The sequence below is a fragment of the Pseudomonas sp. LPB0260 genome, from assembly GCF_013388395.1.
Genome location: NZ_CP058247.1, coordinates 1,713,148 through 1,728,424, shown reverse-complemented (window position 1 = coordinate 1,728,424; position 15,277 = coordinate 1,713,148). Strand labels below are relative to the sequence as shown.

Below are 15,277 nucleotides of genomic sequence, written 5' to 3'. Positions count from 1 at the left end.
CATCGATAGTGCTGGGCAGCCGCTTGGCGGCTGCCTAGACTCGGCCCCATCCATTGGAGGCCCGATCCATGTCCGAGACCCTGCTCAGCGCCCGCAACCTGGCCTTCGAGCTCTACGAAGTGCTCGATGCCCAAGCCCTGACCCAGCGCGAGCGCTTCGCCGAACACAGCCGCGAGACCTTCGATGCGGCCACCGACACCGCGCGCAACATCGCCGAACGCCTGTTCGCCCCGCACAACCGCAAGGGCGACGAACAGGAACCGCAGTACGTCGACGGCGCCGCGCAGCTGATCCCTGAAGTCAAGCCGGCGCTGCAAGCCTTTATCGACGCTGGCTTCCTCAACGCCACCCGCGACTTCGACGTCGGCGGCATGCAGTTGCCCAACCTGCTGTCCCAGGCCTGCTTCGCCCACTTCCAGGCGGCCAATATCGCCACCAGCTCCTATTCGATGCTGACCATGGGCGCGGCCAATCTGATCGAGAGCTTCGGCAGCGCGGAGCAGAAGGCGCGTTTCCTCACGCCGATGATCGAGGGCCGCTTCTACGGCACCATGGCCCTGACCGAGCCCCATGCCGGCTCCTCGCTGTCGGACATCCGCACCAAGGCCGAACCCGCGGCAGACGGCAGCTACCGCATCCGCGGCAACAAGATCTTCATCTCCGGCGGCGACCAGCCGATCTCCGAGAACATCGTGCACATGGTCCTGGCCCGGCTGCCGGACGCACCGCCCGGGGTGAAGGGCATCAGCCTGTTTATCGTGCCGAAGTTCCTGGTCGCCGATGACGGCAGCCTGGGCCCGCGCAACGACGTGCTGCTGGCCGGGCTGTTCCACAAGATGGGCTGGCGCGGCACCACCTCCACCGCGCTGAACTTCGGCGACCACGGCGAGTGCGTCGGCTACCTGCTGGGCCAGCCGCACCACGGCCTGTCGTACATGTTCCAGATGATGAACGAGGCGCGCATCGGCGTCGGCATGGGCGCCACCATGCTCGGCTACGCCGGCTACCTGTATTCTCTGGACTACGCCCGCCAGCGCCCCCAGGGCCGCCAGCCCGACGGCAAGGACCCGACCAGCCCGCAGGTGGCGATCATCGAGCACGCCGACGTGCGGCGCATGCTGCTGACCCAGAAGGCCTATGTCGAGGGCGCCTTCGACCTCGGCCTGTATGCAGCGCGGCTGTTCGACGACACCCAGACCCTGGACACCGAGGAAGAACGCCAGCGCGCCCTGCAGCTGCTCGACTTGCTCACCCCGATCGTCAAGTCCTGGCCCTCGGAGTTCTGCCTCAAGGCCAACGAGCTGGCGATCCAGATCCTCGGCGGCCACGGCTACACCCGCGAATACCCGGTGGAACAGTACTACCGCGACAACCGCCTCAACCCGATCCACGAGGGCACCCACGGCATCCAGTCCCTCGACCTGCTCGGGCGCAAGGTGGCGATGAACGACGGCGCGGCGCTCAAGCAGTTGTTCAGGCTGATCCAGGACGGCTGCCAGCGCGCCGCCGAGTACGCCTCCCTGAACGCCCTGCGCCAGCCGCTGGAGCAGTTGCTGGCGGGCCTGTCCAGGGTGACCCTGGCCCTGCTCGGCGACCTGCTGGCCGGCCGGGTCAACCAGGGCCTGGCCAATTCGGCCCTGTACCTCAAGGTGTTCGGCCACACGGTGATCGGCTGGCGCTGGCTGGAGCAGGCGATTCGCGCCGAACAGGGCCTGGCACTGCTCCAGCAAGGCGGGGGCAATGCCGCCGATGCCGACTTCTATCGCGGCAAGCTGCAGGCCGCACGCTACTTCCTGACCTGGGAAGTCCCCGGCTGCCAGCACGAACTGGCGCTGCTCGAGGCCCGCGACGACTGCACACTGGTCATGCAGGACGCCTGGTTCTAGCCCGCAGGCCAGCCAGCTACCAACACCCCGCCGAATGCGGGGTGTTTTTTTGACAGCGCGGCGAAGCTGCGGGTTAGAATCACTGGCACGCGCCATGCATAAGGCGCCCTCTCCTTATAACCCGGAGCAGCCCCGTGGACGCCAGCGCCATCAACAACCTGTTCCTGATCGGTGCATTGCTGGTGGCCATGAGCATCCTGGTCAGCGCCTTCGGTTCGCGTTTCGGCATTCCCATCCTGGTGATCTTCCTCGCCGTCGGCATGCTCGCCGGGGTCGACGGGCCCGGCGGCATCAACTTCGCCGACTATTCCCTGGCCTATCTGGTGGGCAACCTGGCCCTGGCGGTGATCCTCCTCGACGGCGGCATGCGCACCCGGGTCAAGAGTTTCCGCGTGGCGCTGTGGCCGTCCTTGTCGCTGGCCACCGCCGGGGTGCTGGTCACCGCCGGGCTGACCGGCGTCGCCGCCGCCTGGCTGTTCGGCCTGAGCCTGATGGAAGGCCTGCTGATCGGCGCCATCGTCGGCTCCACCGACGCCGCGGCGGTGTTCGGCCTGCTCGGCGGCCGTGGCCTCAACGAACGGGTCAGCGCCACCCTGGAGATCGAGTCCGGCAGCAACGACCCCATGGCGGTGTTCCTCACCGTGACCCTGATCGCCATGCTGGTGCGCGGCCAGACCGGCTTCGGCTGGGACATGCCCGTGCAACTGCTGCTGCAGTTCGGCCTCGGCGGCGTGCTGGGCCTGGGCGGCGGCTGGCTGCTGCTCAACCTGGTCAACCGCATGCACCTGGCCAATGGCCTCTATCCGCTGCTGGTGGTCAGCGGCGGGCTGATCATCTTCGCCATCACCAACGCCGTGGGCGGCAGCGGCTTCCTCGCCATCTACCTGTGCGGCCTGCTGCTGGGCAACCGGCCGATCCGCTCGCGCCACGGCATCCTGCACATGCTCGACGGCCTGGCCTGGCTCAGCCAGATCGGCATGTTCCTGGTCCTCGGCCTGCTGGTCACCCCCCACGAGCTGCTGCCCATCGCCCTGCCAGCCCTAGGCCTGGCGCTATGGATGATCCTGATCGCCCGGCCGCTGTCGATCTTCCTCGGCCTGCTGCCGTTCCGCGGCTTCCACGACCGCGAGAAGCTGTTCATCGCCTGGGTCGGCCTGCGCGGCGCGGTGCCAATCATCCTCGCGGTGTTCCCGCTGATGGCCGGCCTGGAGAACGCCCAGCTGTTCTTCAACCTGGCCTTCTTCATCGTCCTGGTCTCGCTGCTGCTGCAGGGCACCAGCCTGCCCTGGGTCGCCAAGTGGCTGCGGGTCACCGTGCCGCCGGAGCCGGCGCCGGTGTCGCGCGCCGGCCTGGAGGTGCATCCGACCAGCCAGTGGGAGCTGTTCATCTATTGTCTCGGCGCCGAGAAATGGTGCATCGGCGCCGCCCTGCGCGAACTGAAGATGCCCCCCGGCACGCGCATCGCCGCCCTGTTTCGCGGCCTGGAGCTGCTCCACCCGTCCGGCAGCACCACCCTGGAGGCCGGCGACCTGCTCTGCGTGATCGGCCACGAGCACGACCTGCCGGCCCTCGGCAAGCTGTTCAGCCAGGCGCCGACGCGGGGCCAGGACCTGCGTTTCTTCGGCGACTTCGTGCTGGAAGGCGATGCCGAGCTCAGTGCGGTGGCGGCGCTCTACGGCCTGAAGCTGGCCGGCCTCAATGGCGCGCAACCCCTGGGCCGCTTCATCGCCCACGAGATCGGCGGTGAACCGGTGATCGGCGACCAGGTCGAATGGCAGGGCCTGACCTGGACAGTCGCCGCCATGGAGGGGAACAAGATCCGCAAGGTCGGCGTCAGATTCCCCGAAGGCACGCGCCCGGGGCCGGGCCTGTTCCTCTAAACTCAGCACTTTCATTCGAGCCGCACGATCGCGACCATGCCCTTTTTCCGTACCCTGTTTGCCGCCGCACTGCTCGGGCTCTGCCTGGGCGCCCCCCTGCTCCAGGCCGCTGATTCGTCGAAGATCGCCGAGGTCAAGCGCAACCTGGACAACCTCGCCGAACGCAAGCTGCCGGAAGCCGAGCAACTGGCGCTCAAGCAGACGTTCGAGAAGACCCTGAGCCTGCTGACCGAACAGGTCGACAGCGAGAAGCGCCTGAATGAGCTCAAAAAGCAGCTCGAGCAGGCTCCGCGCCTGATCGCCGAGGCGCAACGCGAGCTGGCCCAGCTCAAGGCCAGCCAGCCACAGCCAGCGGCGCAGCGCCATGCCGGCGCCTCGGTGCCGCAGCTCGAGCAGCTGCTGGCCGAGCGCAGCAGCCAACTCGGCGAGTGGCAGAAGCAGTTGGGCGAGGCCAACAGCCTGATCATCACCGCCCAGACCCGGCCCGAGCGCGCCCAGGCCGAAATCAGCAGCAACCAGACCCGCGCCCAGGACATCAACAACGCACTGAAAAGCGGCAAGGAAAGCGGCAAGCCGCTGACCACCGAGCGCCGTGACCTGCTCAGCGTCGAGTTGGGCCAGCTCAACGCCAAGACCCAGCTGCGCCGCCAGGAACTGGCCGGCAACAGCCTGCTGCAGGACCTCGGCAACGCCCAGCGCGACCTGCTCGAAGAGCGCATCAAGCGCGCCGAGCAGGAGCTGCTCGACCTGCAGACCCTGGTCAACGAGAAGCGCCGCGCGCAATCGGAGAAGACCGTCGCCGAGCAGTCCCGCGAGGCCGAGAAGGCCGGCTCCGACAAGCTGCTGGCGAGCCAGAGCGCGCGCAACCTGAAGCTCTCCGACTACCTGCTTAACGCCACCGACCGGCTCAACGAGCTGACCCAGCTGAACCTGCAGACCAAGCAGAAGCTCGACAGCCTCAACCAGAGCGACCAGGCTCTTGAAGAGCAGATCAGCGTGTTGCAAGGCAGCCTGCTGCTGGCGAAGATCCTCTACCAGCAGAAACAGGCACTGCCCGCCCTCGAGCTGGACAACGGCCTGGCCAACGAGATCGCCGACCTGCGCCTCTACCAGTTCGAGCTGAACCAGCAGCGCGAGCGCCTCAGCAATCCGACCGCCTATGTCGAGCAACAGCTCGCCAAGCAGCCGCCAGATGAAGTCACCCCCGAGCTGCGCAACGCCCTGCTCGAGCTGATCAACACCCGCCGAGAACTGCTCGACCGCCTCAACCGCGAACTCAACGCGCTGCTCAACGAGTCGATCACCCTGCAGCTCAACCAGAAGCAGCTGCAGAGCACCGCCCAGGCCCTGCGCGCCACCCTCGACGAACAGATGTTCTGGATCCCCAGCAACAAGCCGCTCAACCTCGAGTGGTTCAGCAGCGCCCCGGGCCTGCTCAAGCGGCAGATCGCCGAGCTGCCCTGGGGCGCCAACCTGCGCGCCCTCGGCGCCGGCCTGATCGAGCGCCCGGTGCTGTTCCTGCCGCTGCTGCTGCTGATCGGCCTGCTGCTGTGGAAGCGCGGCTTCCTCTACCGCAAGCTCGGCGAGCTGCACCAGGACATCGGCCACTTCAAGCACGACAGCCAGCTGCACACGCCGATGGCGATCCTCCTCAACGTCCTCCTGGCCCTGCCCGGCACCCTGTTCCTGGCCCTCTGCGGCCTGGCCCTGCAGCTCGACGCCCGCGGCCAGAATGCCAACCTGGGCTCGGCGCTGTTCGGCATGGCCCTGGCTTGGCTGGTGTTCTACACGGTCTACCGCATCGTCACCCCGGGCGGCGTGGCCGAACTGCACTTCCACTGGCCACGCCGCCACGTGAGCTTCCTGCACCGGCAGCTGCGTTACCTGGGCCTGGTGGTGATGGCCCTGGTGGCGGTGGTCGCCGTGGCCGAGCACCAGCCGGCGAGCCTGGCCGAAGACGTCATCGGCATCACCGTGGTGCTGGCCTGCTTCGGCCTGATGGCCTGGCTGCTGAACAAGCTGCTGCTCAGCGGCCCGGCCCGCGAACACCCCTCGAACTTCCGCACCCTGGTCGGCCTGCTGTTCAGCCTGCTGCCCCTGGCGCTGATCGTCGCGGTCGGCTTCGGCTACTACTACACCGCGCTGAAGCTCAGCGATCGGCTGATCAGCACCCTGTACCTGCTGATCATCTGGACCATAGTCGAGGCCGCCTTCGTCCGCGGCCTGGCGGTGGCCGCGCGGCGCCTGGCCTATCAGCGCGCCATGGCCAAGCGCATGGCGCCGCCAAAGGAAGGTGCCGATGGCAGCGAGGCAGTGGTGGTCGAGGAACCGACCCTGGACATCGAGCAGGTCAACCAGCAGTCGTTGCGGCTGATCCGCCTGAGCCTGCTCGGCCTGTTCATCGCCGGCCTCTACTGGGTCTGGGCCGACCTACTGTCGGTATTCGCCTACCTGGACAACATCACCCTGTACGAATACACCAGCGGCAGCGGCGACAACGCCAGCATGGTGCCCATCAGCCTCGGCGACCTGCTCGGCGCCCTGGTCATCGTGGCCATCACCGTGGCCCTGGCGCGCAACCTGCCGGGCCTGCTCGAGGTGCTGGTGCTGTCGCGCATGCGCCTGGCCCAGGGCAGCGCCTACGCCACCACCACCCTGCTGTCCTACGTGATAGTGGGGATCGGCTTCGTGGTCACCCTGTCGACCCTGGGGGTCAGCTGGGACAAGCTGCAGTGGCTGGTGGCGGCACTGTCGGTGGGCCTGGGCTTCGGCCTGCAGGAGATCTTCGCCAACTTCATCTCCGGCCTGATCATCCTGTTCGAACGCCCGGTGCGCATCGGCGACGTGGTGACCATCGGCAACCTGTCCGGCACGGTCAGCCGCATCCGCATCCGCGCCACCACCATCACCGATTTCGACCGCAAAGAAATCATCGTGCCGAACAAGACCTTCGTCACCGACCAGCTGATCAACTGGTCGCTGAACGACACCGTGACCCGGGTGATCATCAAGATCGGCGTGGCCTACGAGACCGACCTGCCGCTGGCGCGCAAGCTGATGATGCAGGCCGTGCTGGAGAACCCGCGGGTGCTGCGCGACCCCGAGCCGCAGCTGTTCTTCCTGACCATCAGCGCCAGCACCTTCGACTATGAGCTGCGCTTCCACGTGCGCGAGCTGGGCGACCGCAACACCTCCACCGACGAGATCCTCACGCGCATCGCCCTGAGCTTCCGCGAACACAAGGTGGAGATGGCCTTCAACCAGGTCGAGGTGACACTGAAGAACCTGGAGGGCCAGGAACTCGACCTCGGCAGCGGCCGGGCCAACCTGGTGCAGCAGCCCCTGGGCCAGCCACAGCCGGCGGCGCCGGCAGTCGACCCGCAATAATCGGCGGTGTATGGTCAGGAATTAAGCCCCTGACCCCACCGCGCTGGAGAGTTGTTTTGAAGTCGCTCACCGATCTGACCTTCGATAATCGCTTCGCCCGCCTCGGCGACGCGTTTTCCACCGAAGTGCTGCCCGAGCCCATCGCCGAGCCGCGCCTGGTGGTGGCCAGCACGGCGGCCATGGCCCTGCTCGACCTCGACCCGGCGGAGGCCGAGCGCGAGGAGTTCGCCCAGCTGTTCGCCGGGCACAAACTGTGGAACGACGCCGAGCCACGGGCCATGGTCTATTCCGGGCACCAGTTCGGCGCGTACAACCCACGTCTGGGCGATGGCCGCGGCCTGCTGCTCGGCGAGGTGCTCAACGACGCCGGCGAGCACTGGGACCTGCACCTCAAGGGCGCCGGCCAGACGCCCTACTCGCGCATGGGCGACGGCCGCGCGGTGCTGCGCAGCTCGATTCGCGAGTTTCTCGCCAGCGAGCACCTGCACGCCCTCGGCATTCCCACCTCGCGGGCCCTGTGCGTCACCGCCTCGAGCACCCCGGTGTGGCGCGAGAAGAAGGAAAGCGCCGCGATGCTCCTGCGCCTGGCGCGCAGTCATGTGCGCTTCGGCCACTTCGAGTACTTCTACTACAGCCGCCAGCCGGAGCAGCTCAAGCAACTCGGCGAACACGTGCTGAACTGCCATTTCCCCGGCTGCCTGAGCGAGGACGAGCCCTACCTGGCCATGTTCCGCGAGGTGGTCGAGCGCAATGCCGCGCTGATCGCCCACTGGCAGGCCTACGGTTTCTGCCACGGGGTGATGAACAGCGACAACATGTCGATCCTCGGCATCACCTTCGACTACGGCCCCTACGCCTTCCTCGACGACTTCGACGCCAAGCACATCTGCAACCACTCCGACGACAGCGGCCGCTACAGCTTCAGCAACCAGGTGCCGATCGCCCAGTGGAACCTCGCCGCCCTCGGCCAGGCCCTGACGTCGTTCGTCGAAATCGACGCCCTGCGCGAGGCCCTGGCGTTGTTCATGCCGCTGTACCAGGCCCACTACCTCGACCTGATGCGCCGCCGCCTCGGCCTGCGCAGCGCCGAGGAAGGCGACGAGGCCCTGGTGCAGCGCCTGCTGCAACTGATGCAGGGCAGCGCGGTGGACTACACCAACTTCTTCCGCGAGCTGGGCGACAGCGCGCCAGCACAGGCCCTGGCGCGCCTGCGCGAGCACTTCGTCGACCTGGCCGGCTTCGACGCCTGGGCCGCCGACTACCAGGCGCGTGCGACCCGGGACGGCGACGACCAGCAGCAGCGCCGCGCGCGCATGCACGCGGTCAACCCCAAGTACATCCTGCGCAACTACCTGGCCCAGCAGGCCATCGAGGCCGCCGAGCAGGGCGACTACGGGCCGGTGCGCGAACTGCACGCGGTACTCGGCCGGCCCTTCGACGAACAGCCCGGCATGGAACGCTACGCCGAGCGCCCGCCGGAATGGGGCAAGCACCTGGCGATCAGCTGCTCCTCATAAACCCCGCCTCGAGTGAGTCGACTCCCGGCGCGGAACGCACGTCCCTGGACCACTCCAGGCGGATCGTGTTCGACGCACATCTCGGCTACGCTGCATCGACCGGCCAGCGAAGGCCCCCTCCCACCCAATGGAAGGCAGTCGAGCATGAGAGCCGAAATCTGCTTCAGCGCCTGCCTCAAGGCGTTCGCGTGCGCGGCGCTCATGCTCGCGTCCCCCGCCGACGCCGACGAGGCGGGGCTCAGGAACAAGATCATCACCGTGGCTTTCTATGAGGCCGGGCACCTCTATTCGAACGGCGCCGGCATCGATATGGATGTGATCACTGAACTGCAGCGCCGAGGTGGCTACCGCTTCAAGCTGGTCGAGCAGCCGCGCGTCAGAATATGGAAAGACCTGCAGAACGGCGTACTGCCCATGAGCGTCTCCGGGATCAGGAATGCCGAGCGCGATCAGTTCGCCTATTTCATTCCCTACCTGGCGCAGCGCAACAAGGCGCTGGTCAGCAACCCCGCGTATCGAAGCGCCGACAGCCTGGCGAACGACACCCGCGCGACAATCGCGGTGGTCAGGGGCTTCAGGCACGGCGAGTTCTTCGACGGCATCATCGAGCGCGTGCGCGCCCATGGCGGCGTGCGCGAAGTGCCGAGTATTCGCAACCTGTTCCTGATGCTCAAGGCCGGCAACAGGGTCGACATGATCATCGCCCTGCCGGTCTTCTATGACAAAGAGCTCGAGGAACACGGACTGGCATCCCGCCTCACGATCAACGACTGGGATCCAGACCCGGCGCCGATCCTGCACAACCTGATACTCAGCAAGGTGCATTTTTCGGCGCAGGACCGTGATGACATGCAGGCCATCATCGATGGCATGAAGGCCGACGGCACGCTCGAGAAGATATTCCTGAAGTACCTTCCCGCAGAAGAAGCCGAATACGCGGCCAACTTCTGACCCGGCCATCCCGCTATCGCGGCATTGGGCCCAGGCACCAGGCTCAGTCAGCTTGCGCGAACAGCCACTCCAGGCCCATGGCCACATGCCGCTCGCAACTGTCGAGCAACGGCAGCGGCGCGGCCACGCCCTCGAGCAGCAGGCCGATCTCGGTGCAACCGAGTATCGCCGCCTCGGCGCCCTGCTCACGCAGCTGCTCCAGGCATTCCAGGTAGAAGGCCCGCGCCGGGGCCCGGAACTCGCCGCGACAGAGTTCGGCGAAGATCACCCGATCGATCTCGGCCATAGCCTCGCTGCCGGGCACCAGCACCTCGATGGCGAAACGCTCGGCCAGGCGCTGGCGGTAGAAGTCCTCCTGCATGGTGAAGCGCGTGCCGAGCAAGGCCACGCGGCGCACCGCCTGCGCCTGCAGGGCCTGGCCGACGGCATCGCCGATATGCAGCAACGGGATGTCGAGCACCTCTTGGATGGCCGGCGCCACCTTGTGCATGGTGTTGGTCGCCAGCAGCAGCGCGCCGGCCCCGGCACGCTCCAGGCCCTGGGCGGCGACGCCCAGCTGGCGCCCGGCCTCGGCCCAGTCGCCCTGTTGCTGCAGCGCGGCGATTGCCGCGAAGTCCACCGAGTGCAGCAGCAGCGGCGCCGAATGCAGCCCGCCTAGGCGCTCGCGCACGCCCTGGTTGAGCAAGCGGTAGTAGCTGGTCGTCGACTCCCAACTCATGCCACCCAGAATGCCTAGAAGCCCCATATCACCTCCCCTGTGCAGAAACCCCGAGCCTAGTCGGCCGCCAGCCACAGGCACAGGCACAGCGACTTGGCAGGTGAGCGGTACAGCCTTATCGGGCCAGCAGAAAAGGCATATAAACCTTCTCAAACATTCTTAGACTATCTAAGCAAAGGCCACTATCTTGGCGACCTTGCGCGGCCGCCCATCGGTGAGCCTGCCCCCTCATACGAGATTCGCACGCTAAGGACGAAGATGTTCTGGGACTCTCTGCCGTTGCTGTTCGTCGGCGCTCTGCTGGTCTGGGTGCTGGTTGCCTTCATCCGCGAGAAGTGGAGCCCGGACGTGGTCGCGGCGATTGCCGTGGCCGCGCTGCTGGTGACCCAGCTGCTGGAGCCCAAGGAAGTGCTCAGCGTGCTGTCCAACTCGGCGCCGGTGACCATCGCCTGCATGTTCGTGCTGTCCGCGGCGCTGGAGCGCACCGGCTGCATCGACGCCCTCGGCAACTGGCTGGGCAACCTGGTCGGCACCAATCCGGTCCGCGTGCTCACCGGCCTGACCCTCACCGCCCTGGTGATCTCCGCCTGCCTGAACAACACCCCGGTGGTGGCTATCCTCACCCCGGTGGCCATCTCCCTGGCCCGCCGCGCCGGCACCCTGCCGTCCAAGCTGCTGATTCCGCTGTCCTACGCCACCATCCTCGGCGGCACCCTGACGATGATCGGCACCTCGACCAACATCTTGGTCGACGGTGTGGCGCGCAAGGCCGGCCTGGCGCCCTTCGGCATCTTCGAGATCACCGGCGCCGGGCTGATCCTCGCCGCCGTCGGCATGCTCTACCTGCTGACCATCGGCCGCCACCTGCTGCCGGAGCGCGAGACCCTGTCCAAGCAGCTGCGCCCGGACCTGGAGCGCACCTTCATGACCGAGCTGCTGGTGCCGCACGACTCGCCGGTGGTGGGCAAGACCCTGGCCGAAGCCAACCTCAACGGCGGCAGTGGCCTGCAGGTGCTCAAGCTGTTTCGCGAGGAACAGGAGCTCACCGAGCCGGACCACGGCACCCTGCTGGCCGGCGGAGACCGCCTGCTGCTGCACGGCCAGGTGAAGAACGTGGTCGAGCTGCGCGAGAGCGGCCACCTGTCGTTCAACCGCGGCGATGCCTTCGAAACCATCAGCAGCCACGACGTGATCCTCGCCGAGGCCATAGTCGGGCGTAACTCGCGCTACAGCCACCGGCCGATGCGCGATCTCGACCTGACCGCGCGCTACGGCATCGCCGTGCTCGCCGTGCACCGCCAGGACGAGAACATCCAGGGCAACCTCGATGACTTCGAGCTGCAGTTCGGCGACGTCATGCTGGTCGAGGGCACCCCGGCGCAGATCAAGCGCTTCGCCGACAACGGCGAGCTGATCAGCCTCAACGCCGTGCAGGAGCGCGCCTTCCGCCGCGACAAGGCGCCGATCGCGATCATCGCCACCCTGGCGGTGATGGTCCTGGCCGCCTTCGGCCTGATGCCCATCGAGGGCCTGGCGATCATCGGCGCGGTGACCGTGCTGGCCACCCGCTGCCTGGATGTCGAGGACGCCTACAAGGCGGTGGACTGGAAGATCCTCAGCCTGATCTTCGGCATGCTGGCCATCAGCATCGCCATGGACAAGGTCGGCCTGGTCAAGCTGCTGGTGGAGAACGTCATGGGCTGGCTGCCCTGGGCCGGGCCGCTGCTGATGCTGTCGTTCATCTACCTGTTCACCTCGATCCTCACCGAGATGCTGTCGAACAACGCGGTGGCCGTGCTGGTCACTCCGATCGCCATCGGCCTGGCCCAGCACCTGGGCGTCGACCCGCGGGCCTTCGTGGTGGCGGTGATGTTCGCCGCCAGCGCCAGCTTCGCCACGCCCATCGGCTACCAGACCAACACCTTCGTCTACAACGCCGGCGGCTATCGTTTCACCGACTTCATGAAGGTCGGCATTCCCCTCAACCTGCTGCTGTGGGCCGTGGCGTCCGTGGTGATTCCGCTGTTCTGGCCGCTGACGCCGGTCTGACGGGCGATACCCGGGCCCGTCCACAGAGGTTGACCGGGCCCGGACACTGTCTCCATGCTGCGCTCCTTGCCATCTACCTGAAGGAGCGCCCGATGAAACTGGAAACCCTGGCTATTCACGCCGGCTACAGCCCCGACCCGACCACCAAGGCGGTGGCGGTACCGATCTACCAGACCAGCTCCTACGCCTTCGACGACACCCAGCACGGCGCCGACCTGTTCGACCTGAAGGTCGCCGGCAACATCTACACCCGCATCATGAACCCGACCAACGACGTGCTGGAGCAGCGCATCGCGGCCCTGGAGGGCGGCGTCGGCGCCCTGGCCGTGGCCTCGGGCATGGCGGCCATCACCTACGCCATCCAGACCGTCGCCGAGGCCGGCGACAACATCGTCTCGGTGGCCAAGCTGTACGGCGGCACCTACAACCTGCTGGCCCACACCCTGCCGCGCTTTGGCATCCAGACCCGCTTCGCCGCCCACGACGACATCGCCGCCCTGGAGGCACTGATCGACGACAGGACCAAGGCGGTGTTCTGCGAATCCATCGGCAACCCGGCGGGCAATGTCGTCGACCTGCAGGCCCTGGCCGATGCCGCCCACCGTCACGGCGTGCCGCTGATCGTCGACAATACCGTGGCCACGCCGATCCTCTGCCGCCCCTTCGACCATGGCGCGGATATCGTCGTGCATTCGCTGACCAAGTACATCGGCGGCCACGGCACCAGCATCGGCGGCATCGTCGTCGATTCCGGCAAGTTTCCCTGGGCCGACAACAAGGACCGCTTCCCGCTGCTCAACACCCCGGACCCGTCCTACCACGGCGTCACCTACACCGAAGCCTTCGGCCCGGCCGCGTTCATCGGCCGCTGCCGGGTGGTGCCACTGCGCAACACCGGCGCGGCGCTGTCGCCGTTCAACGCCTTCCTCATCCTGCAGGGCCTGGAGACCCTGGCCCTGCGCATGGAGCGGCACTGCGAGAACGCCCTGAAGGTGGCCGAGCACCTCAAGGCCCATCCACAGGTGGCCTGGGTGCAGTATGCCGGCCTGGCCGACCATCCCGAGCACGCATTGGCCCAGCGCTACATGCAGGGCAAGCCGGCCTCGATTCTGTCCTTCGGCATCAAGGGCGGCCAGGAGGCAGGGGCGCGCTTTATCGACGCGCTGCAACTGGTGGTGCGCCTGGTGAACATCGGCGACGCCAAGTCGCTGGCCTGCCATCCCGCCTCCACCACCCACCGCCAGCTCAACGACGAGGAGCTGGCCAAGGCCGGTGTGCCGCGGGACATGGTGCGCCTGTCGATCGGCATCGAGCATATCGACGACATCCTCGCCGACCTCGATCAGGCCCTGGCGGCCGCCGGTTGACTTGATATTCGCCGCGGCGGCTCCAGATTAGGTCTATCCCGATCCGGAGCCGCACATGACCGACAGCCTGCTGATCCCCTGCCCCGCCTGCAATGGCCTCAACCGCATTCCCGCCCAGCGCCTGGGCGACCACCCCGTCTGCGGGCGCTGCAAGAGCGCCGTGCTGCCGGGCACGCCGCTGGAGCTGACCCAGGCCAACTTCGCCAGCCAGCTCAAGGGTGACCTGCCGCTGCTGGTCGATGTCTGGGCCGACTGGTGCGGCCCCTGCCAGGCCTTCGCCCCGACCTTCGCCCAGGCCGCCAGGCAGCTTCAGGGCAAGGCGCGCCTGGGCAAGCTGGACAGCGAAGCCAACCGGCAACTGGCCGGCCAGCTCGGCATCCGCTCGATTCCCAGCCTGATCCTGTTCAAGGGCGGTGAGGAAGTGGCCCGGCAGAGCGGCGCCCTGCCCCTCGCCCAGCTGCTCGCCTGGCTCAAGGGCCAGGGTATCTGAGCAACAGGCCAGCACGGACCGCGCACCCTCCGCGCCAGCCTAGGGGCGACCGCGAACCGTTGCGGCCAAGCTCGCGGTCAATTGCGGCCGCGCTGACGCCTGACCTTGCGATAGATCAATTCACCGGCTAAGCCTGAATGGATAATAAATTGCAGCCCCCTTCGGCCGGAGATTGCTCTGCCATGTTCAGCCACATCCTCGTCGCCCACGACCTGCGCGACACCGCCGACCTGGCCCTGTGCCGGGCCAGCCAACTGGCCCGGCAGCACGATGCCCGCCTGACCCTGCTGCACGTCCTCGACCCCAGCCACAGCAGCCCGCAACAGGAACAGGCCCGAGAGGCACTGGATCGCAGCCTGACCCGCTACGCACCGCCCGGCAGCGAACTGCTCCTGTGCAGCGGCAAGCCCGCCGAGGTGGTGCTGCAGCAGCTGCAGGCGCTCGGCTGCGACCTGCTGGTGCTCGGCGCCCACCACCAGCGCCACGACTTCTTCTCCGGCACCAGCCTGGACCGCATCGCCCGCAGCTGCCCGGTACCGCTGCTGCTGGTGGCGCGCAACGACTTCCAGCCCTACCAGCGCGCCATCGCCGCCATCGACTTTTCCCTCTGCGCCTGCAGCGCCCTGGGCCAGGCCTATCGCCTGCTGCCAAGCAGCGCCGAACTGCATGCCGTGCACGTGTTCGAGCCGGACAAGGGCACCACCCAGCAGGTCGAGACGCAGTTGCAGATTCAGCAGGCGCTGATCGACCAGCTGATGCAGGACGAAGCGCTGAACCTGCCCAGCCCGGGCCCGCGCCTCAGCCACGAAGTGCTCCACGGCGGCATCCTGCGCAGCCTGCAGGAGCAGCTGAAGGCGCGCCGCAGCGAACTGCTGGTGCTCGGCAGCCATGGCCGCAGCGCCCTGTCCCAGGCGCTGCTCGGCAGCCTGGCGCAACACTTCCTGCACCGCGCCCCCTGCGACATCTTCGTCGTCCGCTAGGGCGCCAGCCTGTTAACCCGCATAGCAAAAAGGCGCCTCACGGCGCCTTTTT

The 15,277-nt window shown here is 67.3% G+C and carries 10 protein-coding genes; 9 read left to right on the top strand and 1 reads right to left on the bottom strand.

The window, feature by feature from the left end; all coding sequences use genetic code 11:
* The first annotated feature begins 68 nt into the window (after positions 1 to 68).
* The 5 genes from LPB260_RS07580 (at position 69) to LPB260_RS07560 (ending at position 9,621) form a co-directional block, all read left to right on the top strand.
* Positions 69 to 1,886: an acyl-CoA dehydrogenase gene (locus LPB260_RS07580; RefSeq protein ID WP_208708087.1), complete on the top strand. Its 1,818-nt coding sequence runs from the start codon at positions 69 to 71 to the stop codon at positions 1,884 to 1,886.
* A gap of 134 nt (positions 1,887 to 2,020) precedes the next feature.
* Complete coding sequence (locus LPB260_RS07575; RefSeq protein ID WP_208708086.1) at positions 2,021 to 3,766, top strand: potassium/proton antiporter; 1,746 nt, start codon at positions 2,021 to 2,023, stop codon at positions 3,764 to 3,766.
* 36 nt (positions 3,767 to 3,802) lie between these two features.
* Entirely contained in the window at positions 3,803 to 7,153 is a 3,351-nt protein-coding gene (gene mscK / locus LPB260_RS07570) for a mechanosensitive channel MscK (protein ID WP_208708085.1), read from the top strand.
* A gap of 56 nt (positions 7,154 to 7,209) precedes the next feature.
* The gene (gene selO, locus LPB260_RS07565) at positions 7,210 to 8,670 is read left to right on the top strand and encodes a protein adenylyltransferase SelO (protein WP_208708084.1); all 1,461 of its coding nucleotides are present in this window, start codon (positions 7,210 to 7,212) and stop codon (positions 8,668 to 8,670) included.
* A 144-nt stretch (positions 8,671 to 8,814) separates the two neighbouring features.
* Positions 8,815 to 9,621 carry an ABC transporter substrate-binding protein gene (locus tag LPB260_RS07560; protein ID WP_208708083.1) on the top strand — a complete coding sequence of 269 codons (807 nt, stop codon included), beginning with the start codon at positions 8,815 to 8,817 and terminating at the stop codon, positions 9,619 to 9,621.
* Positions 9,622 to 9,664: 43 nt separating this feature from the next.
* Here the strand turns inward: LPB260_RS07560 and LPB260_RS07555 are convergent, their stop codons facing one another.
* Positions 9,665 to 10,366, bottom strand: a complete 702-nt coding sequence (locus LPB260_RS07555) for an aspartate/glutamate racemase family protein (RefSeq protein WP_208708082.1) — start codon at positions 10,364 to 10,366, stop codon at positions 9,665 to 9,667.
* Positions 10,367 to 10,597: 231 nt separating this feature from the next.
* Here LPB260_RS07555 and LPB260_RS07550 point away from each other — a divergent pair, with 231 nt between their 5' ends.
* The 4 genes from LPB260_RS07550 to LPB260_RS07535 all read left to right on the top strand — a co-directional run bounded on the left by LPB260_RS07550 (position 10,598) and on the right by LPB260_RS07535 (position 15,225).
* Positions 10,598 to 12,388, top strand: coding sequence for an SLC13 family permease (locus LPB260_RS07550; protein ID WP_208708081.1), 1,791 nt, complete (start codon positions 10,598 to 10,600; stop codon positions 12,386 to 12,388).
* 92 nt (positions 12,389 to 12,480) lie between these two features.
* On the top strand, positions 12,481 to 13,755 hold the full coding sequence (locus LPB260_RS07545; RefSeq protein ID WP_208708080.1) for a bifunctional O-acetylhomoserine aminocarboxypropyltransferase/cysteine synthase: 1,275 nt from the start codon (positions 12,481 to 12,483) through the stop codon (positions 13,753 to 13,755).
* A gap of 55 nt (positions 13,756 to 13,810) precedes the next feature.
* Complete coding sequence (gene trxC, locus LPB260_RS07540; protein WP_208708079.1) at positions 13,811 to 14,245, top strand: thioredoxin TrxC; 435 nt, start codon at positions 13,811 to 13,813, stop codon at positions 14,243 to 14,245.
* A 182-nt stretch (positions 14,246 to 14,427) separates the two neighbouring features.
* On the top strand, positions 14,428 to 15,225 hold the full coding sequence (locus tag LPB260_RS07535) for a universal stress protein (protein WP_208708078.1): 798 nt from the start codon (positions 14,428 to 14,430) through the stop codon (positions 15,223 to 15,225).
* Positions 15,226 to 15,277: the final 52 nt, after the last annotated feature.

Bases quoted from the DNA above. Each gene is read 5' to 3' on its own strand.
- LPB260_RS07555 (WP_208708082.1), bottom strand. From the start codon at position 10,366: ATGGGGCTTCTAGGCATTCTGGGTGGCATGAGTTGGGAGTCGACGACC.
- trxC (WP_208708079.1), top strand. From the start codon at position 13,811: ATGACCGACAGCCTGCTGATCCCCTGCCCCGCCTGCAATGGCCTCAAC.
- LPB260_RS07580 (WP_208708087.1), top strand. From the start codon at position 69: ATGTCCGAGACCCTGCTCAGCGCCCGCAACCTGGCCTTCGAGCTCTAC.
- LPB260_RS07545 (WP_208708080.1), top strand. From the start codon at position 12,481: ATGAAACTGGAAACCCTGGCTATTCACGCCGGCTACAGCCCCGACCCG.
- LPB260_RS07560 (WP_208708083.1), top strand. From the start codon at position 8,815: ATGAGAGCCGAAATCTGCTTCAGCGCCTGCCTCAAGGCGTTCGCGTGC.
- LPB260_RS07535 (WP_208708078.1), top strand. From the start codon at position 14,428: ATGTTCAGCCACATCCTCGTCGCCCACGACCTGCGCGACACCGCCGAC.
- LPB260_RS07550 (WP_208708081.1), top strand. From the start codon at position 10,598: ATGTTCTGGGACTCTCTGCCGTTGCTGTTCGTCGGCGCTCTGCTGGTC.
- mscK (WP_208708085.1), top strand. From the start codon at position 3,803: ATGCCCTTTTTCCGTACCCTGTTTGCCGCCGCACTGCTCGGGCTCTGC.